The 25,710-nt window shown below is 49.4% G+C and carries 19 protein-coding genes; 12 read left to right on the top strand and 7 right to left on the bottom strand.

What is annotated here, in order from left to right:
- Positions 1–17 precede the first annotated feature (17 nt).
- From ACEPPP_RS09135 to ACEPPP_RS09110, 6 genes are all read left to right on the top strand, one after another.
- Complete coding sequence (locus ACEPPP_RS09135; protein WP_374090773.1) at positions 18–422, top strand: ExbD/TolR family protein; 405 nt, start codon at positions 18–20, stop codon at positions 420–422.
- Positions 423–436: 14 nt separating this feature from the next.
- On the top strand, positions 437–1,093 hold the full coding sequence (locus tag ACEPPP_RS09130) for a TonB C-terminal domain-containing protein (protein WP_374090772.1): 657 nt from the start codon (positions 437–439) through the stop codon (positions 1,091–1,093).
- 27 nt (positions 1,094–1,120) lie between these two features.
- Complete coding sequence (locus tag ACEPPP_RS09125) at positions 1,121–2,857, top strand: putative porin (protein ID WP_374090771.1); 1,737 nt, start codon at positions 1,121–1,123, stop codon at positions 2,855–2,857.
- Between the two features lie 12 nt (positions 2,858–2,869).
- On the top strand, positions 2,870–3,553 hold the full coding sequence (locus ACEPPP_RS09120; RefSeq protein ID WP_374090770.1) for a hypothetical protein: 684 nt from the start codon (positions 2,870–2,872) through the stop codon (positions 3,551–3,553).
- 228 nt (positions 3,554–3,781) lie between these two features.
- On the top strand, positions 3,782–6,022 hold the full coding sequence (locus ACEPPP_RS09115) for a tetratricopeptide repeat protein (RefSeq protein WP_374090769.1): 2,241 nt from the start codon (positions 3,782–3,784) through the stop codon (positions 6,020–6,022).
- A 1,416-nt stretch (positions 6,023–7,438) separates the two neighbouring features.
- Positions 7,439–8,200 carry a PEP-CTERM sorting domain-containing protein gene (locus ACEPPP_RS09110; protein ID WP_374090768.1) on the top strand — a complete coding sequence of 254 codons (762 nt, stop codon included), beginning with the start codon at positions 7,439–7,441 and terminating at the stop codon, positions 8,198–8,200.
- A 162-nt stretch (positions 8,201–8,362) separates the two neighbouring features.
- On the opposite strand, the gene ACEPPP_RS09105 is transcribed toward ACEPPP_RS09110, so the two are convergent.
- From ACEPPP_RS09105 to ACEPPP_RS09090, 4 genes are all read right to left on the bottom strand, one after another.
- The gene (locus tag ACEPPP_RS09105) at positions 8,363–8,935 is read right to left on the bottom strand and encodes a CpsD/CapB family tyrosine-protein kinase (RefSeq protein WP_374090766.1); all 573 of its coding nucleotides are present in this window, start codon (positions 8,933–8,935) and stop codon (positions 8,363–8,365) included.
- A 235-nt stretch (positions 8,936–9,170) separates the two neighbouring features.
- Positions 9,171–10,916 carry a GumC family protein gene (locus tag ACEPPP_RS09100; RefSeq protein WP_374090765.1) on the bottom strand — a complete coding sequence of 582 codons (1,746 nt, stop codon included), beginning with the start codon at positions 10,914–10,916 and terminating at the stop codon, positions 9,171–9,173.
- Between the two features lies 1 nt (position 10,917).
- Complete coding sequence (locus ACEPPP_RS09095; RefSeq protein WP_374090764.1) at positions 10,918–12,162, bottom strand: hypothetical protein; 1,245 nt, start codon at positions 12,160–12,162, stop codon at positions 10,918–10,920.
- A gap of 30 nt (positions 12,163–12,192) precedes the next feature.
- Positions 12,193–12,822, bottom strand: a complete 630-nt coding sequence (locus ACEPPP_RS09090) for a polysaccharide biosynthesis/export family protein (RefSeq protein WP_374090763.1) — start codon at positions 12,820–12,822, stop codon at positions 12,193–12,195.
- A 330-nt stretch (positions 12,823–13,152) separates the two neighbouring features.
- Here ACEPPP_RS09090 and xrtD point away from each other — a divergent pair, with 330 nt between their 5' ends.
- From xrtD to ACEPPP_RS09065, 5 genes are all read left to right on the top strand, one after another.
- Entirely contained in the window at positions 13,153–14,745 is a 1,593-nt protein-coding gene (gene xrtD / locus ACEPPP_RS09085; RefSeq protein ID WP_374090762.1) for a VPLPA-CTERM-specific exosortase XrtD, read from the top strand.
- Positions 14,746–14,815: 70 nt separating this feature from the next.
- Positions 14,816–15,904: a GDP-mannose 4,6-dehydratase gene (gmd, locus tag ACEPPP_RS09080; RefSeq protein WP_374090760.1), complete on the top strand. Its 1,089-nt coding sequence runs from the start codon at positions 14,816–14,818 to the stop codon at positions 15,902–15,904.
- Between the two features lie 2 nt (positions 15,905–15,906).
- Positions 15,907–16,875 carry a GDP-L-fucose synthase family protein gene (locus ACEPPP_RS09075; RefSeq protein WP_374090759.1) on the top strand — a complete coding sequence of 323 codons (969 nt, stop codon included), beginning with the start codon at positions 15,907–15,909 and terminating at the stop codon, positions 16,873–16,875.
- Positions 16,876–16,949: 74 nt separating this feature from the next.
- Entirely contained in the window at positions 16,950–18,359 is a 1,410-nt protein-coding gene (locus tag ACEPPP_RS09070) for a mannose-1-phosphate guanylyltransferase/mannose-6-phosphate isomerase (protein WP_374090758.1), read from the top strand.
- Between the two features lie 15 nt (positions 18,360–18,374).
- Entirely contained in the window at positions 18,375–19,811 is a 1,437-nt protein-coding gene (locus ACEPPP_RS09065) for a phosphomannomutase (RefSeq protein ID WP_374090757.1), read from the top strand.
- An 18-nt stretch (positions 19,812–19,829) separates the two neighbouring features.
- Here ACEPPP_RS09065 and ACEPPP_RS09060 read toward each other — a convergent pair whose 3' ends face one another.
- Positions 19,830–20,987 carry a WecB/TagA/CpsF family glycosyltransferase gene (locus ACEPPP_RS09060; RefSeq protein ID WP_374090756.1) on the bottom strand — a complete coding sequence of 386 codons (1,158 nt, stop codon included), beginning with the start codon at positions 20,985–20,987 and terminating at the stop codon, positions 19,830–19,832.
- A gap of 109 nt (positions 20,988–21,096) precedes the next feature.
- Here ACEPPP_RS09060 and ACEPPP_RS09055 point away from each other — a divergent pair, with 109 nt between their 5' ends.
- Positions 21,097–23,289: a right-handed parallel beta-helix repeat-containing protein gene (locus ACEPPP_RS09055; RefSeq protein WP_374090754.1), complete on the top strand. Its 2,193-nt coding sequence runs from the start codon at positions 21,097–21,099 to the stop codon at positions 23,287–23,289.
- Between the two features lie 19 nt (positions 23,290–23,308).
- On the opposite strand, the gene ACEPPP_RS09050 is transcribed toward ACEPPP_RS09055, so the two are convergent.
- Positions 23,309–24,430, bottom strand: a complete 1,122-nt coding sequence (locus tag ACEPPP_RS09050; RefSeq protein WP_374090753.1) for a glycosyltransferase — start codon at positions 24,428–24,430, stop codon at positions 23,309–23,311.
- Between the two features lie 50 nt (positions 24,431–24,480).
- On the bottom strand, positions 24,481–25,602 hold the full coding sequence (locus tag ACEPPP_RS09045) for a glycosyltransferase family 4 protein (protein WP_374090752.1): 1,122 nt from the start codon (positions 25,600–25,602) through the stop codon (positions 24,481–24,483).
- Between the last annotated feature and the right edge of the window lie 108 nt (positions 25,603–25,710).

The following is a 25,710-nucleotide window of genomic DNA, read 5'->3' as shown; positions in this document are numbered from 1 at the left end:
GCTAACAAAAATTTATTATGAAAGTACAAGAAGAAAATGCGGCCTATGACGAAATCAACGTCACGCCGATGCTGGATTTGGCTTATGTTCTGCTGATCGTGTTCATTTTGATGACCACGGCGGCGGTTCAGGGCATCCAGATCAATTTGCCCAAGGCCAGCAATACGCCGAGTCTGGCCAAGCCGCAAACCAAAGCGATTACGGTGACCGCCGACGGCACCATTTATCTCGATACCTTTCCGGTCACGATGGAACAACTGGAAACAACTTTGCAGCAATACAAGGCGGTCAATCCCGCCTTGCCGGTGGTGGTGAAGGGCGATGCGACCGTGCAGTATCAAAGCGTCGTCGACATTCTGGCATTGCTGGGGCGGCTGGATATTACCCAGGTCGGTCTTGTCACGCAAAACCTGGTCAAGTAGTTCCGTCTCGGTGCATGAGTAATAAGAAGCATTTGCGGGTATATCTGCCGCGCATCATCGGCGGATTGATACTGATAGCGGCGGTTTTTTATCTGATCAAGGTCATCGGCCGTTTCATTGATGAACAGCCGGCGAAGATCGAGAAAAAAATTCAGCCGATCACGATACTGAAACCGCCGCCACCGCCACCGCCGCCGCCCAAAGTCGAGGAGCCGCCGCCGGAGCCGGAAGTCGAGGAAAAAATTGAAGAACCTACGCCGGAGCCAGAACCGCTTCCGGATGTGCCCGATCAGCAGCCAGCCGGCGACACCGGCCTGGATGCGGAAGGCACGGCGGGTTCTGATGCCTTCGGGCTGGTTGGCCGCAAAGGCGGCCGGGGGCTTTTGGGCGGGGGGAATCCTTATGCCTGGTATGCCGGCACGGTCAAGGCGAGTTTGCTCGATATTCTTTCCGAACATGACGAGTTGCGAAGAAAAAACTATTCGGCAATCGTCAAGATTTGGCTGAACCCCGACGGCTCGGTGTCGCGCTATGAATTGGCGCGCGGCAGCAACGACGCGGAAATCGACAGTTTATTGCACAAAGTGATCGGAAAATTCAGGAAAGCGAACGAAGCACCGCCGGCGGGCATGGAACAGCCGATCAAACTCAAAATTTCATCACGACTTTAAAGAATTCAAGAATTTCAGGACATGAACATGGACAACAATAAATCGCTGTTGGCGATTGCATTGCTATGCGCGACCGGAGTGACGCAAGCCGGGGAAAAAGAAGAGTTGCTGAAGCTCCGCAATACTACGACCAATCTGATCAAGCAGTTGGTCAAGCAAGGCGTGTTGTCGGACAAGTTGGCCGAAGACATGATCAAGCAGGCCGAGACGGACGCCGAGCAGCAGGTTGCGGTGGCCAAGGCGGCAGAGGCGAATGGCAATGAACCTTCCGATCCGGATGAAGTGCGCGTGGCTTATGTGCCTGATTTTGTCAAGGACGAGATTCGCCAGCAGGTGCGCAGCGAGCTGCGCGAGGAAGTGGTCGGGGATGTGATGCAGAAAGCCAAGCAGGAAAAATGGGGCGTGCCCGATGCACTGCCGGAATGGATCAACCGCATCACAATCTCGGGCGATATGCGCTTGCGCTCTCAGCATGAATACATGGCATCGGACAATATCGCTAATGCTTATTTCGACCCGATGGCGATAAATGATCTCGGTGGCGTAACAAATGCCGGGCCTAACGCATTCTTAAACACTACCAACGATAGACAGCGTTTCCGCGAGCGTTTTCGGCTGGGTATCGATGCAAAAATCACTGACAATTTTAAAGCCGGCGTACGATTGGCAACCGGCAATCAGCGAGATCCGGTTTCGACCAATCAGACCTTGGGTAATACCGGATCACGTTACGATTTTGCCGTGGACCGTGCATTTCTCCAATATGATGCGATTGATGACGACAAATTCAATTGGCTGACACTAACAGGCGGCCGCATCGCCAATCCATGGTTTACCGGTGGAGGCGGATTTCGGGACGGAGCAATTACCGGTGCGGTCAGCGAGCTGGTGTGGGACTCCGATTTATCGTTTGAAGGTTTTGCTGGCACCGTTCGCCATCAGCTTGGCGGCGCGGAAGGCTTGACTACGAAATCGGATAAGTCCCGTTCCGTGTTTGCTACAGTTGGGGCTTTCCCGTTGCAGGAATCTTCGTTGAGCAGCGATAAATGGTTGTTTGGCGGACAATTGGGTTTAGACTGGGGTTTTGCCAATCAGGATAAACTGAAGGTCGCGGCTGCTTATTACGACTTTGTCAATGTCCAAGCAAAACCGAATACAACTCTAACAGAAACCTGCGATATAAATTCACCCGCCAATAACGCCTCGGTACCGCAATTTCAGCAGTTCGGCAATACACTGGCGACAATTTGCAATGAAGGGACGATAAATAATCCGGCTAAGTTACCGGGCAGAATAGGATTGGCGTCGGACTACAATATCGTCAATTTGAGCGCAACTTATGATACCGCTGTGTTCGCGCCGTACCACCTTAAAATTAGCGGCGATTTCGCGAAAAACGTCGGTTTTAATCAGGCTGAAGTCAGCAGATTACATGACCCTGCCCATGCAGAAACCAATCCTGTCACTCCAGAAACCATCGGCTGGAAGCTGCGTGCCGATTTCGGCTGGTTGAAGGATGATTTGCCTGGAAAATGGAGCATTTTTGCGGCTTACAAATACCTTGAACGCGATGCGGTCTTCGATGCGTTTACCGACTCCGATTTCCATCTCGGCGGCACCAATGCCAAAGGCTGGATCCTTGGCGGCAACTACGGTTTGTTCAAGCATACTTGGCTGACCGCTCGCTGGTTAACTGCGAACGTGATTACTGGGCCGGCTTACGGTGTTGATGTATTACAGCTTGATCTCAATACACGTTTCTAATTGGCCATCAGCATGAATAAATTTATCAGACAACTGGTTTTTTCCGGGGTTTTACTCGGCGGTCTGCTCCCGGTGTTAGCGCAGGCAGCACCCCGAGATGCCACAGGCAGCAATAAGATGGTCGCCAAGCTGCAATCGATGGTTAAGGATATGACAACCGAGCGGGATCAGCTTAAAGCCGAAAAGGACAAGCTAGCGTCGGAAATAGACCAAATCAAGAAGGAAAAAACAGACGCGGTTTCGGACAAGGAGCGCGTAAGCGGCGAATTGGCCGCACAAAAAAGCAGCATTGCCGAAGTCAAGTCTCGGCTTGAGCAAACTCATGCCAAGTTGCTGGAAGTAATCGAAAAGTATAAGGTGCTGAATCAGGAAAAGGCCAATCTAGCGGCGGCACATGCCGAGCTGCAAAATGCCCAGCGTACAACGGAGGCCGAATTGCAGGGCTGCGAAGGCAAAAACCTCAAGTTGTTTGAAGCCGCGAAGAAAATGCTGGATGGCTATGATAAGCAGGGCGTCATGGAGGCGCTATTTAAGTCCGAACCGGTTTTCGGATTCAAGAGTGTTGAAATGGAATCGCTTGCTCAGGAATACGAGGATAAGCTGCGCAAGCAAACCTATCGACGAGGGGAGGTTGCGAAGTCCCACGATGCCGCTCCCGAATCCGGAAATGTCCAAGAAGTCGGAAAGCCGAATTAGCTCCGGGCTGGGCTAAGCTTTCTTTGCCGCAGTCCTTTCAATTTCAAGTCATACATACCATTCATGTCGCCAATAACTCCTCTGTCTAACAAACTTTTGATCGTGGCCCTGACTGCCGCTTTAGCCGCCTGCGGCGATTCATCGGAAAGAAAAACCAAGTATATGGAGGAAGGTAAGAAGTTAATGGATTCCGGAGAGTTACAAAAAGCTCAGCTTTCTTTTAAGAATGTGCTGCAGATAGACCCCAAGGATGTCGAGGCCCGCTATCAGCTTGCCGAAACGTTAAGCAAGCAGGGCGATGTACAGAACGCGGTGGCTCAATATTTGGCGGTTATCAAAGAAGACCCTAAACACCTGATGTCCAGGTTGCGTATGGGACAGATTTACTTATTGGTTAAACAACCCGATGAAACGGAAAAGCTGATCGCCCAGATTCAGGCTATCGATCCGGAAAATATTGAGGGCATGGTGTTGTCGGCCAGTTTCCAGGCATTCAAAAACAACACCGACGCGGCGTTATCACAGCTTCAGGTCGCGCTAAAGAAACAACCGGACGAGGTAACGGCCAATTTGCTATTGGCAAGCCTGAATGTCAGGCTCGGTAAGCTTGATCAGGCCATAGCGATTCTTCAGCACAACAGTGAAAAAAACCCGACCAACCCCGGGCCTTTGGCTATGCTGTCTCGGCTGTATGCCGATGCGAAAGACGTCGATAAAACACGGGAAACCCTGCAGGCGATCATTAAAATCGAACCGCAAAAGCTGGACCACCGTAAAAGTCTCGCGGTTTATCTGGCCACAAACAACCTGTTGGACGATGCGGAAGCGGTATTGCGTTCGGCTATCAATGAATTGCCAGAGGACGAACAGGCGAAATTATTGTTGATCGATTTTCTGGTCAGCAAGCGAAAGCCGGAAGTCGCGATCGCCGAATTGTTGCCGATGATCGGTCAATATCCGGACAAATATGACCTGCGCTTTAAATTGGCCGAACTGGAGTTGGTACAAAATCAGGTCGATCAGGCTGTCGAGACCTTGAAAGAGATTGTCGCGCTGGACAAACAGGGTCCGCAATCGCTGAAGGCGCGCAATAAGCTGGCTAAGCTATATGTTGGAACCCAGCGCGTCGAGGAAGCCAAGGCGCTGGTCAAAAATATTCTGGAGGAAAATCCGCGTGATGCTGAAGCCTTGGCGCTGCGCGGCGAGTTTGCGTTGGCGGAACGCAGGATCGCCGATGCGATTGGCGATTTCCGCGCGGTTCTGGTCGACCAGCCGCAGAATATCAAAGCGTTGAAGTTGCTGAGTGCGGCGCACTTGCTGAACAACGATCCGGTACTGGCGCGCGAAAACATGGAAAAAGCCGTCGAGATAGCGCCGAATGATGAGTCGGCCAGGCTTGATCTGGCCAATCTGTTACAGCAATCCGGCAAATCCGAACGTGCGTTTGAACAAGTCAGTGCGGTGTTGAAAACCAATCCGAACAGCAAACTCGGCCTGGAGGCAGCATTTAAACATTACCTGTCGCAAAAGCAATGGAACAATGCCCAGGATAGCGCCAAACGGATGCAGGAAGCGTTTGCCGATGAAGGGATGGGGTATTATCTGTCGGGGATTGCCTATCAGGCCGAGGGCAAACTGGACAACAGCGTGACGGCTTTCGCCAATGCGCTGTCGAAGCAGCCGGAGTCGGTAGAGCCTTTGACTCAGTTGACCAAAAGCTTTCTGGCGCTCAAACAGTCCGGCAAAGCCGTGGTTAAATTGAACGAGATCATCAAACAGCAGCCGAATAACTTTGTTGCGTACAATCTGCTTGGCGGGGTGTACTTGGCCGATAATAAATTTGCCGAGGCCATGAGCGCGTACAGTAAAGCCAAAGCGCTCAAGCCGGAATGGCCGAATCCTTACCGCAATATGGCGCTGATATATCTGGCGCAGTCAAAAAAGAGTGAAGCGATTAAAACTTTCCAGGAAGGCATCGCAAACTCCAAAGATTCGATGGAATTGATCAACGATTTGGTTTCGCTTTACCAAGGCGCAGGCGAACACGATAAGGCAATCGCCGTGTATGAAGATGTCTATAAACGGCACCCGGATTCATTGGATGTGCTAAATAATCTGACCAGCTATATTTCCGATCATGTCAGCGACAGCACGCAACTGGAAAGGGCCGCCAAACTGGCAGAACCTTTGATAAAGGCCAATAATCCCTATATGCTGGACACTGCGGGTTGGATTGCCTATAAGCAGGGCGGTTATGCCAGGGCGCAGGAACTACTACTGAAGGCGGTCGAACTCGATCCCAACTCGGCAATCAGCAATTATCATTTGGGTATGAGCTATTACCAGCAAAAAGATAATGCAAAGGCTCGGGAATACCTGCAAAAGGCCGTCGCCACTAAAGCCAATTTTATCGGTCTCGATGCGGCGCAGGAGACTTTAAAGTCGATCGACGCGGCAAGCCATATCTAAAGTTAGCTTGGATGGTAAAGATAATAATGCGGTACGTTGAAAAGCCGTTTCAAAAAACTCCTAATGTTTGATGGTGTTAAATCAATTGCGTCTGTCTCCTTGCCAGGGGGCGCAGGGTGGTTTAGCCCCAGTTATAGGCATGCCCTTATACACAAATGCCGTCATACCCGCCGGGAAGCGGGTATCCAGGGCCAGGGATGGCAAGCCCGATACGTCCCTGTAGCCTGGATTCCGGCAATCCCTGCCGGAATGACGGAGTTGTGTATAAAGGTATGAGTTATAGGGGCTATTTGTTAAGCGCCTCAAGCGGACAGGATCGTCAAAACTAGCAGTCCGATTAACCTTGTCCTATGTTGACTAAGTTTAGCCAACGTGCTTTTTTGTTAAAGCGTTCAGAAAATCGTGTAAGCCGAGTGCACGAGTCCATCCGGATACACGTTGTCGCCATAGATAAGGCCCCAGTCATAACCTCCACTAAACAGCATATACGGCGGGATTTTCATTGCGATGGGCAACGATTTCCATTCGATAACTGCAAACGCGCTTTGAAATAATCAAGTCTGTGGACATACAGTTCTTCGGCTGGTATTTTCGATAAAAAAGTCACTCAATCTTCGTTTTGATGTTAACGAGTCGACCCAGTTGGCGCGCTAATGCGGCATCGCGATGAATCAACAAACCATCCTGATGAATCGTAACAGGCGTTTGTTTTCTGCTATCTTTTGTGAAGAATCGTTATTAATGCGGAGGTAGCAAGCAGCTCCGCTTATCCCTCTCTGCCGCCAGGGAGAGTGGAGTGATCTGTCTTTTCATTTTCAGACTTTCGCCGTCGCCTCATGCTCGTTAGTTTTAGGCTTTTGATATTATACAGACGGGTATTTAATCTCGATGAGTTCCTGATATTCCATTATTAATACAGATGAAAGTTTTTAAAAAATTAATCTGCGCTTAATTTAATCTAAGGAGTCAGGTTGCGAAAATGCGCAAGACATATGTATTACGTTTAGCGAAATGTTAACATAAACGTAACAGATATTCTGAGTCAAGTCCGTATAATTAAGCACATGTAAGACACTTGCGTTACGTTTATTGAAACGTTAACCGAAATGCAACAATAGGACTGGCCGAATCCTTACAATAGGAAGGTTGTTTATTTTACTCGGCAAGTCACGAATACCGGAGTCTGAAAGCCAATCCGGAAGTGCTACGGTGCTGCTGAATTGCCCGCTAGGAAGATACGTAGGATATGCAAATGTCGTTATTCCCGCCGGGAAGCGGGTAACCAGTGCTAAGGATGGCAAGCTGAATTCGTTCTGGTGTGCCTTGCTCCGAAAATTCCTGCCGGAATGACGGGTTTGTGTATCAGGGCACGACTTATTGGCTTCAAAATTTTTTTATACTACAGGGGATTTAAAAATGAACTTAATGCATTATTTACGCTGGATGCTAACTGCTGTATTGTCAATGCTTGCAAGTACCGGTTATGCTGCGATTCCCGATTTTAACGCTGAGGGCGTCGGCGCGCCAAGCTATCCATACTTTTACGATATCGGAGAGACGGTTAAGATCAAGAAAAACGGCAAGGGAGACAATGTCTATTGGACTCTGACCGGAACGGGTTCGAAGGCTTCATTTTGGGGCAGCGATACAAATTCTGTTAATCTAGGCAGCGATAAAGTCAGATATCAAGCGAACTTCAATGCGGCGGGTGAATTAATCACATCTATCCAAACCAGCAACGGAAAAACCAAAACGTTGGCGAACTATTTGGAAATCAAGGGTTCCTTGCCGGGCGACACCTTTGGCGGCACTTCGTGGGCGAAGCTGAAGAATCAGCTGCTTCTGAAAGCCGATTTGACGGAAGTCGGCACTTCAGGAGCATCCGCGTTCGGTTTCAAAACTGAATTTACCGGCGGTTGGGCGGCAAGTAACCCTGGTCTGACAGGCGGATCTACCGGTGAAAACTTATGGTTGTCTAGTACGAGCTTCCAGCAACTTGTTAGCGCCTTCCAAAACGGTGATCTAAATTCGCTGAATAAATCCATGACCATTAAAGGCGTTTCCTCGGTCGCCTCGGTTCCACTGCCGGGGGCCGTTTGGTTGTTTGGTACCGGCCTGATCGCTTTATTTGCTAATCGCCGCAAAAGCGACACTGGCTCTCTGAGACTTGCCGTATAGTAAGCTTTGTTCGTAAGAAAACCCGTTGGCTGCTAACCTCAGCCAACGGGTTTTTTATTTGCCTAGGCTGCCGGGCGTTGTGATGTTTTGTTTGGGTTGTTAAGCTATGGGTGTTGGCGCGAGAATGCAGATCTCGTCTGCATGCCTGCCATGGCAGTCACATCAGTCGTTATTACGGTACTTGATTTTGTTATCGCTGGCTTTATTAAGCACGGTGCCCAAAACATTCATCTCCTTCAGCAGGGATGCCGCCTGTTTGAGTTCTTCGGTTTTCGTATGTCCTTCATCAATAACCAGCAGGACGCAATCGACAAGGGGTGAAAAACCCAGCGCGTCGGCTTGAGACAATAAGGGTGGCAGGTCGAAAAGGACGATTCGCGCAGGATAGCAGGTCTTTAGCTCGTTGATCAGCTGTATCATTTTGGGCGAGCGCAGCATTTCGGAGGAATTAAAGCCTTCCTTGCCGGCCGGCAGAATCTCCAGGCGATCGATGCCGGGATTGATCAATACCTCGTTAAGTGGGGCGTCGTTTAATAAATAATCGCTTAGCCCGGTTTCGTCTTTGATGCCGAACAGTTCGCAGATCCCGGGATTTTGAAAATTGGCGTCAACCAGCAATGCGCCGCGGTTCAATTCCATCGCGATGCTGATGGCCAGATTGGCGGCCGTGAGACTATTTCCCGCGTTGCTGCCAGGGCTGGTAACCGCCAGCGTATTCCAGCGATTTGCATCCATGTACTGTAAACACCGGGTTCGCAGCATTTTATAGGATTCGAGCCATTTTCCAGGCTTAAAACCGCTGATGATTCGACTTGCCTGTAGATGTTTGCTGTCGGCGGTTTGTATGCGCGTCTGTACGTATGAAGAGTGTGTTGCCTCTGCTGGCAATGCTCGGGAGTGAAGGGTGGGATTGTTGTTATGTTCCATGGGAATATCTGCCGAATACTAAATTTGTTGTCGCCGAAACGTGTTAAATAGTGCCGATAACGCGCATCAGTTTGTACCAAAACACGTCCAGAGGCATGACCAGGAAATGGAAGACGATAGTCGTCGCCACAGAAGCAAGCATGATGCCCACCATGATGAAGCGGCGCCGAATTGCCAAGGCTTGATATTCGTCCTGGCTTTCAAAGTAGGGTATGCTGGCTAACGGCGGCGCGCCCACAATCGCCGCAATGGCTTTTTCACTGTGGACGGATGCGTCCAGCATCTCGGTCAACGCCACGCAGCCAATGCCGGCGGCAAGCGCGAAGACAAAACCAAGAAACAGGATCGCCATTCGATTGGGGCTAACCGGCTCAAGCGGTTCTTGCGGCGGGTCGATCAGGGTAAAGCGCTCTCCTTTGCGTTCAACTTCGAGTTGTTGTGCAATTTCGGCTTCCATTTCCCGAGCGCTCACTTCGCGATAACGCAGGGCGGTGTTGTCCAACTCTTGTACCAGATCGGCGTAGTCCTTTTCTACCAGGGGGGCTTGGCGCAAGTCAGCACGCAAGCTTTCCATGGTTTTTTGAATTCGGGTGCGCGTGTAAGCGACCGATTGCATTTCGGCATTGATCGATTCCAACTGCGCTTTTAGCGTGATATAGGCCGGGTTATCAGCTTCGACCACTGTGTTGGTCAATGCGTTTTCCTTGGCGGCCAACATCGATTGCTGCAAAGATGCGATGATTTTATTGAGTTTCAGTACATCCGGGTGCTTATCCGAATATTTTTTTAGCAGCAGCGATAACTGCGCTTTTGCGTCGGTTAGCTCGGCATTCAGAGCATTGACATCAGTATTGTTGCCGATCTGCTTTTTCAACGAGTCAATTTCACGTTTGGTTTTGGCGACATCCGGGTGATTGGCTGAATAGGCGGACAGCATTGAAGGGTATTGCGATTCCAGTATTTTGAGCCGGTCTTTCATGTCAAAAACACGATTTCCGGCGGCATTGGTCATCAACGCATTGGGGTCGATTTGTGCCAGTTCGCCTTCAAGATAAAACTGGCGTTCATGCAGCGAGCGTTCTTGGCTGTCGAGGCTCAACAATTGGTTACTAAGCGCGGTCAGTTCCTGCTGATTCAACTGGTTGACCTGCGGCAACTGATTCAGGTTTTTTCCTTTGAAAGAAGCCAATTCGGATTGTAGTTGTTGAATTTTTTCTTTTAAGCGGCGAGATTCCTCATTTAAGAAAAGTGTCGCATTTTCCGCGGATTCGGTGCGGGTTTTGATATTTTCTTTGAGAAACAATGAAGTCAGCTCATTGGCGACTTTTTGTGAAATGGCGGGGTTTTTATTATCAAATGTCAGGGTAATGGCGATAGTCGCTTTGGTGGGCGAGCCATTGCGCGGATCGATCACATCGGCACTGATCGGTTCTACTTTAATGCTTTTGCGCATTTTTTCCAGGATGCGTTCTTCCGATTGTTTCTGGCGCTCCTTAGGATAAAGATCGAATTTATTGATGATATCGGTCAGATTAGCGCGGGTCATGATGCGCTGGCTGATCACCTGAATACGCTGATCCGCAAACGTCGTCACGGTAGAGCGAACCAGATCGGAAGGAATTTCTTGTTCTTCAATCAGAATCGTCGCGATCGAGCGATAAACCGGGGGCAATAAAACAGAAAGCAGAATGCTGAATAACGAAATCAGAACAAACGGAACAACTAAAAACTTGTATCGCCGTTTGATTATTTTTAGATAATCTTTGATGTCTGGCGCTTGATTTTCCACGCTATTTTACCTGGCGGTTTATTTGAGGGTGATAAGAAAACTGAAGTTGAACGATATTGCCTATGCTGGGTTCGCTGTTGTTCTGAAACTCTTGTTGACGATAGGTATACGATAATCCCAAATTGATTTCAGGCGTCCATTTCCAATTTACATTGGCGCCGAAAGAATAATAAATTCTGTTGAATGGATTGTTTTGTTCCCCGGTAATTTCATTGCTTGAATAATTGGTCGACAGGCCTGCAGTCCAGCGTTCGCTGATGCTGTAGGTGCTGGCGAGAGCCAACTCTGTGTGCGTTTGTAGCCCCCGTGAGGTCGGCGTTTGATTCTGAGACGCCATCAGAGACACCGAGCCTTGGTCAAAGGACTTTTGTATTGATGCTTGATAAACAGGGCCGAAATTATTGTTTTTTAGATCGCGGAAGCGTTGCTGTGTCGTCAGAAAGCCTGTGTTGGGATCAATGTAGAAAGGGGTTCCATTCGGCAAGAATCCGTAAAATAGGGTTGTGGGAACAGTGGACTCGACCTCCGAGTAATTAACTCCGGCCGAAACGTTAGCGTTTAGTTGTTCGCTGAAATGATGTTGCCAGCCTAGCTGAGCCACATGATTGTAAGCGATTTGTTCCTGTACCGGCGTGGAATAACGGGAAACGGAAACGGTCGCATTCAGTGTGTCGCGTTCGGAATAAATACGATTCAGGGTTCCTGAAATCTGATGATAATCATAATCCGATAGATTGATCGCATTCCTGTTTTGTGCGTACCGGACGTTGTCATAGGAATAGTCGATGATCAACGTATTGCGTTCGTTTACTGAGTAAACGGCGTTTGGCGCCAAATGATAGCGTTTACTCATGACCTGACTAAAAAGCAGGCCGCTGCCGTCGGCTTCGGTGTTTAAAGAGGACTGATTTCGGTAAAAGCTTTCAACTCCCCAGAGAAACCGCTCGGTTTTGTGTTTGTAATCGACATCAACCAGTTGCTCATCGATATCAAGCTCGGACTGGTTGGTGTAAAGCAATTGATTCCAGGTCAATCTGGACTTGATTTCGCCGGTTTCATGGCGAAGACCGAAATCCAAACTCGGCGACAAGGTGGTAATCCAGTTGCCCTGCTGTGGCCTTTGAAACATGAACAAGTTGCTGTCATAGCGTTCATTGGCATTAAATGCCGGCTCAAAAAAATAATCGCCGGCTTGACAGGTGAAAGAGGCGCAGAGCGTCAGTGGCGCTAGAAAGTCCTTTTTCATCTTTATGGCGGGTTGAATTACGGCCTTGACTCAGGGCACGGTAACAGTGTCGCCGGCTTCCAGTATGATATTTTGTTCAAGATGCTCCCCATTCAGTACATCATCGTAGTCGAACGGGAAGACTTCAACTTCACTGCCTGCACGGCGAAGGATATGGATCGAGTCATCGTCCGCAAAAGGCGTGAGGCCGCCTGCCAGGCTGAGAGCCTGCAATACATCGATACGCCGGTTGGCGGGAAATTGTCCGGGTTTATTGACCTTGCCGATCACAAAAATCGTATTCCCGGTGCTTTGCAGCAATTTAACCGTGATCACAGGATCGGCGATGTAATCGGAAAGCTTGTCGGCAATCGTATGTTCAAGAGCGGCAAGGGGTTTGCCGGCCGCCATGATGGCGCCTGCGAGCGGAAAATTAATGTTGCCGTCGGGCGCTACCAGAATTTGTTGCTGCTGCATGCCTTCTTCTTTCCAGACCGATATTTCAAGCAAATCGCCGGGAGCAAGCAAGTAATTGGCTGTATCGGCGGGTTTTTCTGTGGGGGAGGGCGCTGTTTGAGGGGCGGCGACAGTAATCGCGGTGAATGCCGGCAACAGTGCGATCAATGTAAGTAGTTGTTTCAAGACGTTCCCTTGATTATTACGGAGTTTGCGCAGGCCCATGGTCTTCGGGAGAGCAATCGGTTTTATTGGGAGCGATTATAAAAGTGAAATATAACAGAAATAAGACAGAGTCCGGGTCGGCTAGAAAGCCTTCAGCCTCTCAATTGCATACAATTTGCACGGATTCGCTTGCTGTGTCGCAAAGGCGTGCGCGCCCATCCATGAGTTTTTATCCAATACTGGAACACCTTCGCCAATCTTTACATCCTTCGGTGTCATTAAGTTTTAACATTCGGCAGCAATAATCCCCGGTCAGCATGCAGAAAGTTTCACTTGTTACCCCGCTATGGTTTAACAAAAAACCGTTCCCCTAAATAATTGACATTAAAAATGAATTTGCTTTACCAGAGCGACTCACACAATCCGTTGAAGAAACGCGCTTATCTTGTATCACTCTGGATCATAACGCTGGTATTGCTTGGATTTATTTTTGCAGGCTGTCTAAGCGAAATGGTGAAGTCTTGGATAAAAAAGGAAGAATACAGTCACGGTTTTTTTATACCAGTCATTAGCCTGTATTTGTTATGGATTCGGCGCTGGCAGCTAAAGTTCGTCGAGGCATTCAGGGAGTCAATGCCCGGACTGGTCATTGTGATCTTCGGTTTGATCGTGTCTGTTTTAGGCGGTTTGGCGGCTTTAAAAACCGTTGAACAATATGCTTTTATCATCACGGTCACAGGAATGTTTACGGTCGCGTTCGGCATGAAGGGATTGCATGTCGGCGCTGTGCCGGTGCTATTTTTGATTTTCATGGTGCCTTTCCCGGATTTCATTTTGAATAACCTGTCAGCAAAATTGCAGCTGTTTTCATCATGGCTGGGTGTTGAGTTCATTCGCGCCTGCGGCATCATGGTCTATCTGGAAGGCAACGTGATTGATCTGGGCGGCTATAAACTGCAGGTCGTCGATGCCTGTAGCGGGCTCCGTTACTTGTTTCCGTTGGCCAGTCTGTCTTTTCTCTGCGCTTATTTGTTTAAGGGACCTGTTTGGCAAAAATCGCTGATTTTCCTATCTTCGGCATTGTTGACGATTTTGATGAACAGCTTCCGCATTGGCGTGATAGGCATCCTGGTTGATCACTGGGGAGTCGAGATGGCCGAAGGCTTTGTGCATGATTTTGAAGGCTGGGCTGTTTTCATGCTGTGCATGGCCCTGCTGTTCCTTGAAATGTGGCTGTTTGCCAGGCTGAGCGGAAAAAACACGGCCTTGAGCGATTTGGTTTTGATTCCCAGCGAATGGACGGGAGGCGCCCAACAGCAAAGTCCGAAAATCATCGCCAATCCATCGGTCTTCGTGCTGTTGTTGTTGTTTAGCAGTACCGCCACGGCGTCACATTTTATTCGGGAGCGAGAGGATATCATTCCGACACGCAAGCCATTTTTGAATTTTCCCTTACGCATTGGGAAGTGGCAGGGGCGTAATGACTATCTTAGTCAATTCTATCTGAATGAACTGAAAATGAGCGACTATCTCATTATCAACTATACACAGCCGGACTCAGCAAGCGCCATCAATCTATACAGTGCTTATTATCAGTCGCAACACACGGGAGTTTCGGTGCACTCTCCCAAAGGCTGCATGCCAGGCGACGGCTGGCAAATTAACGAATTTGGGCAACGTAAATTCCCGAATTTAAGGCTTAATGGAAATGCGTTGGAGGTCAATCGCGCGGTCATTCAGAAAGGCGACAGCAAGCAGTTAGTTTACTATTGGTTTCAGCAACGGGGGCGGATACTTACCAATGAATATTTGGTGAGATGGTATTTAGTTTACGACGCCACTGCCATCAATCGTACTGACGGGGCGTTAGTCAGGCTAGTGACCGGTGTGGACAAGTCCGAAGATGTGGAAATGGCTGATCAACGGTTGCAATCTTTTATCCATGAGCTTTCGCCCGTATTACCTGCCTATCTGCCTGGATAAAGATACAAGTGTGGGTAGCGCTATTTTGCCCACCTATAGCTTTAGTTTTTATGATTTACCTAGGACGTTTATGAGTAGCAAAGTTGCATTAGTTACAGGGATAACAGGACAGGATGGTGCCTATCTGGCCGAATTTCTGTTGAAAAAAGATTATATTGTGCACGGTGTCAAACGCCGGGCGTCGCTGTTCAATACCGACCGTATCGATCACCTGTATCAGGACCCGCACGTTTCGCACCGAAATTTCATCCTGCATTATGGTGACCTGACCGATTCGACCAATCTGATCCGTATCATTCAGCAGGTGCAGCCTGATGAAATCTATAATCTGGCCGCGATGAGCCATGTGGCGGTGAGCTTCGATACGCCGGAATATACCGCTAATGCCGACGGCCTCGGAACGTTGCGAATTCTTGAAGCCATTCGCATCCTGGGATTGGAGAAAAAGACGCGTTTCTATCAAGCCTCCACATCGGAGCTGTATGGTTTGGTGCAGGAAGTCCCGCAAAATGAATCGACTCCATTCTATCCGCGTAGTCCGTATGCGGTCGCCAAACTGTACGGCTACTGGATCACGGTCAACTACCGGGAAGCCTATGGCATGTATGCCTGCAACGGTATTTTGTTTAATCACGAGTCGCCGATTCGAGGGGAGACCTTCGTGACCCGTAAAATTACCCGGGCGCTGGCCCGCATTAAACTTGGGCTGCAGGAGTGTCTCTATCTCGGTAATTTGGATGCCTTACGCGATTGGGGACATGCCAGGGATTATGTCGAAATGCAGTGGCTGATGCTGCAGCAGGAACATCCCGAAGATTTTGTGATCGCGACCGGTGTGCAATACAGCGTGCGCGATTTCGTCAATGCGGCCGCGAAGGAACTTGGCATTGTTATACTCTGGGAGGGGCAAGGCGTACATGAAACGGGGGCCGATGGTAACGGCAATGTGATCGTAAAAGTCGATCCGCGTTATTTTCGTCCGACTGAAGTGGAAACCCTGCTGGGAGACCCCAGTAAGGCCAAACAAAAATTAGGATGGACGCCTAGTATGTCGTTCGAGGAATTGGTTGCCGAAATGGTCCGCGAAGACCTCAAGAGCGCCGAACGTGACGAACTGGTGAAAAATCACGGTTATTTGGCGTACGACTACCACGAATAATCATGGACAAAAATGCCAAAATTTATGTCGCCGGTCACCAAGGCATGGTGGGATCGGCCATCTGCCGCCAGTTGAATCGGCACGGGTTTTACAATGTCGTGACTCGAAGCCGCAGTGAACTGAATCTACTCGACCAAAACGCGGTTTGCAGCTTCATGCAGCAAGAAAAGCCAGAATACGTATTTCTGGCCGCGGCCAAGGTAGGCGGTATTTATGCGAATAATCAGTTTCCTGCCGAATTTATTCATCAAAATCTGCTGATTGAAGCCCATGTGATTCATCAGGCTTATCAAGCAGGTTGTTCCCGCCTGTTGTTTTTGGGGAGTTCATGCATCTATCCCAAACATGCAGAGCAGCCCATGCGGGAGTCGGCTTTATTAACCGGTGTTTTGGAAGCCACCAATGAGCCCTATGCCATTGCCAAAATTGCCGGAATCAAATTATGCGAATCCTATAATCGTCAATATGGCACGGATTTCCGCTCGGTCATGCCCACCAACTTATATGGTCCTCATGATAATTTTCATGAGAAAAATAGTCATGTGATTCCGGCGTTACTCAGGCGTTTCCATTTTGCCAAATTAAATGCCCAGCCTAGCATCGAGGTATGGGGAACAGGACAGGCCAAGCGCGAATTTTTGTATGTCGAGGACATGGCGGTCGCCTGCCTGCATGTGATGCAGCTTGATCCGGAACTGTATCGCCGCCATACCCAGCCGATGTTGTCGCATATCAATATTGGCACCGGCAAGGAGGTTAGCATTGCCGAGCTTGTCAATAAAGTGGCAGAGGTAACAAGGTACCAAGGGCAGATAGTTTGGAATCTCGACATGCCGGACGGAACGCCGAGAAAACTGCTCGATGTTTCTCGGTTACGGGCGCTAGGGTGGGCTTATGACACTGAATTATCAGAGGGGCTGGATTTGACTTATCGGTGGTTCGTCGAAAATCAAGGCAAATTTCGCGAATAAGACATGTAAGTGAGGCAGAGTAGATTGTTCTCATTAAGTTAGTCGCTAATCCCAATTTTTTTATTTAATCAACCATGATCCCAGTCATTTTATCCGGCGGCTCCGGTACTCGTCTTTGGCCTTTGTCGCGTACCCAGCATCCCAAACAGTTTTTACCTTTGGTATCGGAAAATACGATGTTGCAGGATACATGGCAGCGTTTGGTCGGATCCCCCGCGCTGGGTGCGCCTATTGCCGTATGCAATGAAGACCACCGTTTCATGGTCGCTGAGCAGTTACGGGAAATTGATGTCAAACCCAGGGCAATCATATTAGAGCCTGTGGGGCGTAATACGGCCCCGGCAGTTGCCTTGGCGGCATTGGCAGTTCCTCCTGATCAGGTGTTGTTGGTGTTGCCCTCGGATCATGTCATTTTACAGGTTTCGGTGTTTCAGGAGGCCGTAAGCCAGGCGGAATGGCTGGCATTACAAGATTGTTTGGTGACTTTCGGCATTGTGCCGACACACCCCGAAACCGGCTATGGCTATATCAAGCGGGGAACGGCCTTGGCCGGTCCTGCTTATCCGGTGGCGGCTTTTGTGGAGAAGCCCGACTCAGCGACGGCACAAGCCTATTTGGATAGTGGTGAGTATTTATGGAATAGCGGAATGTTCGCGTTTAAAGCCGGGATTTTTTTACAGGAATTGGAAAAATTTAATCCTCGAATGCTGGCGGTTTGCCGAAAGGCGTTGAGTGCCGCAGAGCGTGATGTTGATTTCGTGCGTATCGCGGCGGATATTTTCTCCACATGTCCGTCCGATTCGATTGATTATGCCGTGATGGAAAAAACCGACCAGGCAATGGTCATTCCGCTGGATGCCGGCTGGAACGATGTCGGCTCCTGGTCCGCGTTGTGGGATGTGACGGCAAAAGACGATCAGGGAAATGCGATACGCGGTGATGTGCTAACGGTGGATACGCATAATTCATTTATTCACTCGGAGAACAAGCTGGTTGCAACCGTGGGGGTTCAGGATCTGGTGATTGTCGAAACGGACGATGCGGTCATGATCGCTCCCAAGAATAGGGTGCAAGATGTCAAACTGTTGGTCGAACAATTGAAACAAAACAAACGTCCTGAAGTCGATAGGCATCGCAAAGTTTATCGTCCATGGGGCTTTTATGATGAGATTGACGAAGGTGAGCGGCATAAAACCAAGCGTATCATGGTGAAGCCCGGGGCCAAGCTGTCGGTCCAAATGCACCATCATCGCGCGGAGCATTGGGTCGTCGTCACAGGAACCGCTTTGGTCAGCCGAGGCGACGAACATGTATTGGTGTCGGAAAATCAGTCTACGTTTATCCCGCTGGGAGTTGTTCATAGCCTGGAAAACCCAGGCGTGATACCGCTGGAGATGATTGAGGTGCAGTCCGGCAGTTATTTGGGTGAGGATGATATTGTCCGTTTTTCGGACCATTATGGCCGTCAAATTAAAACGTTTTGATCAACGATCTACCTGATGAAGACGATTAGAATTGACCAGTTGATGCAAGATAGCGGTGTGGTGTTTGGCACCAGCGGTACCCGTGGCTTAGTGGCGCAAATGTCGGATGAGCTTTGTCTGGCGTATACCTCGGCGTTTATTGCGGTATTGCGGCATTCATTTCGTTTTTCACGTGTCGCATTGGGGATTGATTTACGCCCCAGCAGCCCCAAAATTGCCGCGGCCTGTGCGGCAGGGATTGCGCAGGCAGGGTTAGACGTGGATTATTGCGGCGCGTTGCCGACTCCGGCATTGGCGCTTTACGCCCAGACTCAACACATTCCGGCGATTATGGTAACGGGGAGCCATATTCCGTTTGATCGTAATGGCATCAAATTTTATCGTCCTGATGGCGAGATCAGCAAGGCCGATGAATTGGCGATTACCGCGGCAACGGTAACCTTAACCGACACGCCACCCTTGGCCTTACCGAAGATTAATTCGGCGGCCATACAACAATATCAGCAGCGATATTTGGATTTTTTTCCACCGAATTTGCTGAAGGATTTGCATTTAGGTTTATATGAACATTCAAGCGTAGCACGTGATGTGTTACGCAGTCTTCTGGAACAATTGGGGGCACGGGTGACCGGTATTGGGCGTACCGACACCTTTGTCCCTATCGATACCGAAGCGGTTTCGGAAGATGACCGGCGCCGGGGCGAGGAGTGGTCCAAGCAATATGGGCTGGACGCGATTATTTCCACCGATGGCGATGCTGACCGCCCCTTGCTGGCAGACGAGCAAGGCCATTGGCTCCGCGGCGACATAGTCGGATTATTGACCAGTCAGTTTCTTGAGTTGCAACAACTTGCCGTTCCTGTCAATTGCAATACCGCGATTGAGCGTTGCGGTGTATTTCCGCAGGTGACGCGGACGCGTATCGGTTCGCCGTATGTGATTGCAGCCATGCAGGATTGTGATGCGGCTAAAGGAGCCATCGCGGGTTTTGAAGCGAACGGAGGCTATTTGCTGGGCTCTGCAATCCATAGATCGGGGCGCATGTTAGCGCCTTTACCGACGCGAGACGCTGTGTTGCCATTATTAGCGGTCTTGTCGGCATCCAGGACAGTTGGCAAGCCAATTTCTGGTTTGATAGCCGGCTTGCCACGGCGTTTTACGGGCAGCGACCGCATCCAAAATTTTTCAACAGTATCGAGTCAACAGTTGCTGACTTCATGGAAGCGAGATGCAGGGCAACTCATACAATGGCTGGGGCCAGAATATGGACAACTGCTCAGCATAGATGATATGGATGGTTTGCGCCTTTTCTTCACAAATCAAGAAATCGTGCATGTTAGAGCTTCAAGGAATGCACCGGAAATACGCTGTTATTGCGAAGCGGCTTCTGTTGAGCGCGCACAGCAATTAACAACCCGAGTTTTAGAGTTGATTCAACGGCTAAACCACTAACGAGGTGCAACCCAACAGTTATTTGGCCGGGATGATATTGTTCGTTTTTCGGATCAGGATGGCCATCAAATTAAAACGCTTTGAGCAACGGCATACGGTTTTGCGCAGATTTTTTACCATGCAATCCCGCACAAAAAGCGCTAAAAAGATCGGGTTGGTCATCAAATAGCGTTTGATTAAACGTTGGTCTTGCAATATTCTGTACAGCCATTCCAAACCTGCATTTTGCATCCACACCGGTGCTCGACGGACGTGGCCGGAGTGAAAATCGAATGCGGCGCCGACGCCGGCTTGGACGGGGACATCGAGAGCAGTCAAATGCTCGGCAATCCACTTTTCCTGCTTGGGGGCACCTAGGGCCACCCAAAGGAAGTCGGGTTGATGTTGATTGATTAATGCAACCAGCTGCGCATCTTCTTCGGCAGACAAAGGCCGGAAAGGCGGTGAGTGCCAGCCGACAATCTCGACGCCCGGAAAACGCGACTGCATCGCGCTGACCAGATCGGTTAAGACGTTTTCTTTGCCGCCGAGAAAAAAATGCTTCCATCCGTGCTCGCGGCCTTGATCCAGGCAGCGGAGCATCAGCTCAGGGCCGCAAACGCGTTCCTTTATCTTCGCTTGATGCACGGCGCGCGCGTACCAAACCAGAGGCAAGCCATCCATTGTGATTAATGAATGGTTATTGATGCTTTTGAGTTGGTTGTCGCTGAGACTGGTGATTACCGTATGAACATTGGCCATACAGACTTGATGAGGCTCGCGTGCCGCGATCCATTGCTTGAACAAATTCAGGGTGGATGCGTAATCGAGCAGAGGAAATTTTAAGCCAAGAATGTCGAGCTCTGCTGGATATTGCCCAGCAAATGCATTCGGGACGGGCGTATGCACCTTCTCAAATGTGTTCTGTATTTGCCAATTTCCGGGCAAGGATTTGTTGTTCGGTATGACGGCGCCGGAATGGGTCAGCGAATTGTATTGCAAGCTCTTCGCCGGCACCGCCGGAGTTCCTTCTGAATTCGCTGCGGTTGCCTGAGTTAGCATGTTAAGAGGTAGGGCAGTGCCGCCGAATTGAGATGCCGCAGCGTCAATCGGGTAAATGTGGAGAGCCTTGGCCCTTGGGGTTTTGCTTGGAGGAAGCGAAACCTTCAGACTGGAGCGAAGATCGATTCCTGGCATGGTTTCCTCATAACGAATCTTATTATTTACTTGCGAGTGGGCAAAGTTTGACGCCGTAGGGTTACATTCCTGTGACGGGATGGTTAACGATTCATAACATTTTCGTGACATGCCCTTAAATCACTTGTCTTGTTCTCGAGGTTTAAGGGATGATATTCGTCTTGCAATCTTTCCCGAAGATAAGCAGTCACAACAAAGTCGCAATCAGGATGAAATCATCATGAATCAGTGTGTCAGTATTTACCTTTTTGCCGGATTGTGTTTAGCTCACGGGGCCACGGCGGCAGAATATTATGTAAATCCCACGGGTAACGATGCCTGGTCAGGCGCTTTAAAACAGCCGAATGCAGAGCGAACCGACGGCCCGTTCAAATCTATCGAGCGAGCCAAGCAAGCGATCAGGGTCTTAAAGCGAAGACATGCCTTCACTGAGGACGTTAGCGTCAATATTGCCCCCGGCAGCTATGTGCTCAGCCGCCCGCTGAATTTTGATTTGATGGATTCCGGATTGCCGGGCAGGGAAATACGGTGGCAAGGCGAGAAAGCGACGATAAATGCCGGTTTGCCTGTGATTTGTAAAAGGCGTGATGCCAAGTTTTGGGATTGTCCGCTGACCAAACGGCCCGAGGTGGGCGCATTTTTTAATACGGACAGGATAAAGGGGAATGCACCGGCCTTTGAACTATTCGTCAACGAGCAAAAACTGCAATTGGCTCGCTGGCCAGACCGGGATTGGGCGCATATCAAAAAGCCGGTCGACGATAAAACGCAATTTTCAACCATGGAGACATTGCCCGCGATCGACGGCGATGTTAAAGCCGCGCAAGTGCATATTTTCGCGGGCAATGACTGGTATGACCAATACCTTGGGATTGATGCGATCGATCGGACGGCTAATACGATTAAAGTTTCGGAGCCGACCAGTTACACGCTCAAAAGCGGCCGGCGTTTTTATATCCAAAATCTGCCCTCGCTATTGAACGCGCCTGGCGAATGGGCTTACGATCGGGAGGCCAATATCGTAACCTTCATTCCCCCCGAGGGTTTGGTTCCCGAAACGGTCACGCTGTCTTCCCTGCCCAATATTTTAGTCGCCGATGGTGCGAAGAACCTTGCCTTCAAAAATATCCGTTTTCAATACAGTACGGGTACTGCAATCACAATAAAAAATGGCCATGATTTGATGATGGACCAACTCAATGTAAACAACATTGGCGGTATCGGAATAGAAATTATAGATGGCCAAAATGTCGAGTTGCGCAACAGCGAAATTCATCACACCGGCGCGCATGGCGTCATTGTTACAGGCGGCGACAGTAAGTCGCTGAAAACGTCCGGACATGTAATTTATAATAACCATATCCATCACATGGGTACGACGATATTGACTTACTCGGCGGGCGTTGAAATTAACGGCGTCGGGGTTACGGTTTCGCATAATTTGTTGGAGCAGGGAGCGGGGACCGCCATTCTGCTGACCGGCAACGAACATTTGCTTGAGAAAAACGAGCTGCATCATTTTTGTTTGCAGGCCTCGGATTGCGGGGCTGTTTACACAGGGCGTGATTGGTCATGGCGCGGTAATGTCATTCGTAACAACTACATTCATGACATCATCGGCTACGGTATGCAGCGCGTGGGCGTGGAAAAAAACCAAGTGGTCTATCAATCGCCTGCTGTTGCTGTTGGCGTTTACCTGGACGATGGCGCCAGTGGTTTTGATGTCAGCGGCAACATTTTTGAAAATGCCGGATCTATGGGGCTTCAAGTGGGGGGCGGACGCGACAATAAAATCTACAATAATTACTTTAGCACCAATGACTATGCCATTTTGTTAGATGATCGCTGGCCGACTTATGATTGGAACGTAAACCAAAAAAATCTCGATGCCTCACCCTATAAAACCACCTTATGGCGGCAGAAATATCCGGAGTTGGCTATTCCGATGCATAATAAAACGTGGCCGGAAGGGAATAGAATAGAGCGCAATGTTATCGTTACCAGCAAACCAGAGGGAGGATCGTTGCGCTATTTTGTACCTAAAAACTCCACGGTGATTGCGAATAATTTGATTTGGTCCACTACGGGTAAACTTGCTGTCGATTATAAGGTAGAGGAATTGAACATGCCTGTGGGTGGGGCACCTTGGTCACAATGGGTCTCACAAGGAATTGAAAAAGGTAGTATTGTGGCCGACCCTTGCGTGACCATTAGTGACAAAAGGATGACAATCTGCCCAGACTCGCCGGTCAAGGATATTGGCTTTATGCCGTTACCGGAGGATATAGGGTTAATTCGATAATGGGAAATTTTCCAAAAAACTACAATATCCACTGCCGCCTGGTATTTTCATAAATTGCCATCAGCTCGGCATAATTCCGTTCCGCCGTATATTTTGCAAGAAAAGTGCGTCGGGCATTTTCTCCAAGTTTTTGTGCTTGTTTCGGGTTTTCCAGCAGCCATTTCGCTTTGCCAGCTAAATCGGCGGCGTCGCCCGGTGTAAACAGCAAGCCGGTTTCGCCGTCCTTGATAATGTCGGCCATGCTGCCCAGTCTTGATGCGAGAACCGGCAACCCATGGGCGAAAGCCTCGACCAACACCAACGGAAAGCCCTCGTACCATTCGGAAGGTAGCACCAGAAAAGCGGCCTGCTGCATCAATCGGCTGATTTCGTCTGGATTTTGCCGGCCTAATGCGGCTACATTGGTTTTGCCAGGCAGCCAAGCCTCAAGTGGGCCTGCTCCCGCCACCTTTAACATGGTTTGATCGTCCATTGACGACCAGGCTTGCAGCAAGGTCTTGATGCCTTTTTCCTCGCTAATGCGGCCAACAAATAACGCAAAACCGGCAACTGCGCGAAGAGTACGGGGAGAGCCTTGCAAAGGATCATGAACAAAATTGGCCTTAACCGCGATCTTATCGGCCGGGAATCCGGCCTCGACGAATTTACTCTTGGCAAAATCGGTCAGCGCAATAAAACGGTTCACCTTATGCTGCCAAGTGCCTTGCCTGCGATGCTGCGCTACCATCTGCGCCACTACCAGGCTACCCAGCCTTGATCCCCGATAGCAACCGTGCCAGGCCGCCTGATAGGGCGATCCGGAAATACATTGCTCGCAAATTTTGCCTTGCCGTATCAGCATCGCGCCCGGACAAATCAGTCGGTAATTGTGCAGGGTCTGCACCACCGGCACGCCTTCATCCAGACACGCATCGTAAATCGACGGACTGATTTGTGGGAAAAAATTATGGACGTGTACTATGTCAGGCCTAAAGCGGTGCAACTTGTCGCGGGCAACTACCCGGCTGGCAGGTGAATAACGGGTTGCCAGAGCGGTTTTGATTTTTCCGTGCAACCCTCTTGGCAGGTCAGAATTATCTACGCTCCATAATTCCACACCATGGTTGTGCTCGGTAAGTAGCTTGGCTTCGGCGGCAACCACATTATCTTCGCCGCCGGCTTGCTGATAACGGTTATGGACAAACAGGATTTTCATGATGGGTCTTGGCTTGCCAATACAGCATCCACGATCCCTTGGGCTGCGGCATCATAATTATATGCTTGGACTTTCATCGCGCTTTCCTTCGAGAACCGTTCAAGTAACGCTTTGTTACTCAGTAAATCAGCGGTATGGTTAACCCATAACGCCAAATCAAGCTCCAAGACATAGCCATTTTGCCCATCACAAACCAATTCGTTAGCCACGCCTGCATGAGGGCTGACAATAATCGCTTGACCTGCGGCACACGCTTCATTAGCCACTACGCCCCACGGATCCCAGGACGAAGGAAATAGAAACAGCTTTGCTGAACTATATTGCTTTGGCAACTCAGCTTGTTGCATAAAGCCAGGAAATGAAGCGGTTACATGAGGACGAAGGGTATCTGCATAGTCGCGAACCTGCTCAAACAACTGTCCTGATCCTAACATTAAAATCGAGATTTTACGGTTTAAGACTTTTGCTACACCCACCGCGACATCAAGTGCAAACAAGGGGTTTTTCTCCGGCGCAAAGCGTCCGGAAAACATTAAATCGAAATCGCGATTACCGCCTAAAAATGGCGTAAAAGCAGCATTATCTGCGCAAAGATGTGACTGGAAAAATCGCTCCTGGCTAATGCCGTAGCTTTTATACAGCCGCAACGAGCCCAAACTTGCTCCCAGAAATGCATTTGAATAACCGTAGACGATGCGCCGCACAAGGCGATGTAATCCCGATAGTATTTGTTCGGACTCGTAAGTGCCGTCTGTCGTGGGTAGATGCACTTTTTTATAAAAAACCGTATAGCCGAAAGCCAGAAGTTGGGTGGGGTTAAAGCCGGTGGTTATGACGACATCGGGATCCAATTGGCACAGTACTTTTAGAACATCAAGATTGTAATGAATATAACGGCCTTTCCAGCTTATATAGTTTCTTTTAAGAAAGGTATACGCGAAATGGTCCTGTTCCACGACCCATTCGCGGTTATCCTCTTTCTCGGAGCAGAAAATCACATGAAAGTGATCGTACCCGAACTTTGTCGCCAATTTTTGATAAATCGGTATTCGATAGGGTGTTGGTATATTGGTAACAATCACAATACGCCGAATATTTCTCGTCTTAATAGCAGACATGATTTTATTTAAGTCGGTTAAGGCTATTCAAAGCCGGGTCGAACAATTTTTTCATCCCTGATATTTCCATGCTTCAATATTTCAACGGATTTTCGATTGCTCGATACC

The organism is Methylomicrobium lacus (assembly GCF_041897535.1).
In the GTDB taxonomy this organism is placed as follows: domain Bacteria; phylum Pseudomonadota; class Gammaproteobacteria; order Methylococcales; family Methylomonadaceae; genus Methylomicrobium; species Methylomicrobium lacus_A.
This window is presented reverse-complemented; position numbering and strand designations above follow the sequence as displayed.

What these genes read in the sequence shown, in the direction of transcription:
- ACEPPP_RS09135 (WP_374090773.1), top strand. Translation starts at nt 18, where the DNA reads ATGAAAGTACAAGAAGAAAATGCGGCCTATGACGAAATCAACGTCACG.
- ACEPPP_RS09130 (WP_374090772.1), top strand. Translation starts at nt 437, where the DNA reads ATGAGTAATAAGAAGCATTTGCGGGTATATCTGCCGCGCATCATCGGC.
- ACEPPP_RS09125 (WP_374090771.1), top strand. Translation starts at nt 1,121, where the DNA reads ATGGACAACAATAAATCGCTGTTGGCGATTGCATTGCTATGCGCGACC.
- ACEPPP_RS09120 (WP_374090770.1), top strand. Translation starts at nt 2,870, where the DNA reads ATGAATAAATTTATCAGACAACTGGTTTTTTCCGGGGTTTTACTCGGC.
- ACEPPP_RS09110 (WP_374090768.1), top strand. Translation starts at nt 7,439, where the DNA reads ATGAACTTAATGCATTATTTACGCTGGATGCTAACTGCTGTATTGTCA.
- ACEPPP_RS09105 (WP_374090766.1), bottom strand. Translation starts at nt 8,935, where the DNA reads ATGGATGCAAATCGCTGGAATACGCTGGCGGTTACCAGCCCTGGCAGC.
- ACEPPP_RS09095 (WP_374090764.1), bottom strand. Translation starts at nt 12,162, where the DNA reads ATGAAAAAGGACTTTCTAGCGCCACTGACGCTCTGCGCCTCTTTCACC.
- ACEPPP_RS09090 (WP_374090763.1), bottom strand. Translation starts at nt 12,822, where the DNA reads ATGGGCCTGCGCAAACTCCGTAATAATCAAGGGAACGTCTTGAAACAA.
- xrtD (WP_374090762.1), top strand. Translation starts at nt 13,153, where the DNA reads ATGAATTTGCTTTACCAGAGCGACTCACACAATCCGTTGAAGAAACGC.
- gmd (WP_374090760.1), top strand. Translation starts at nt 14,816, where the DNA reads ATGAGTAGCAAAGTTGCATTAGTTACAGGGATAACAGGACAGGATGGT.
- ACEPPP_RS09075 (WP_374090759.1), top strand. Translation starts at nt 15,907, where the DNA reads ATGGACAAAAATGCCAAAATTTATGTCGCCGGTCACCAAGGCATGGTG.
- ACEPPP_RS09070 (WP_374090758.1), top strand. Translation starts at nt 16,950, where the DNA reads ATGATCCCAGTCATTTTATCCGGCGGCTCCGGTACTCGTCTTTGGCCT.
- ACEPPP_RS09065 (WP_374090757.1), top strand. Translation starts at nt 18,375, where the DNA reads ATGAAGACGATTAGAATTGACCAGTTGATGCAAGATAGCGGTGTGGTG.
- ACEPPP_RS09060 (WP_374090756.1), bottom strand. Translation starts at nt 20,987, where the DNA reads ATGCCAGGAATCGATCTTCGCTCCAGTCTGAAGGTTTCGCTTCCTCCA.
- ACEPPP_RS09055 (WP_374090754.1), top strand. Translation starts at nt 21,097, where the DNA reads ATGCCCTTAAATCACTTGTCTTGTTCTCGAGGTTTAAGGGATGATATT.
- ACEPPP_RS09045 (WP_374090752.1), bottom strand. Translation starts at nt 25,602, where the DNA reads ATGTCTGCTATTAAGACGAGAAATATTCGGCGTATTGTGATTGTTACC.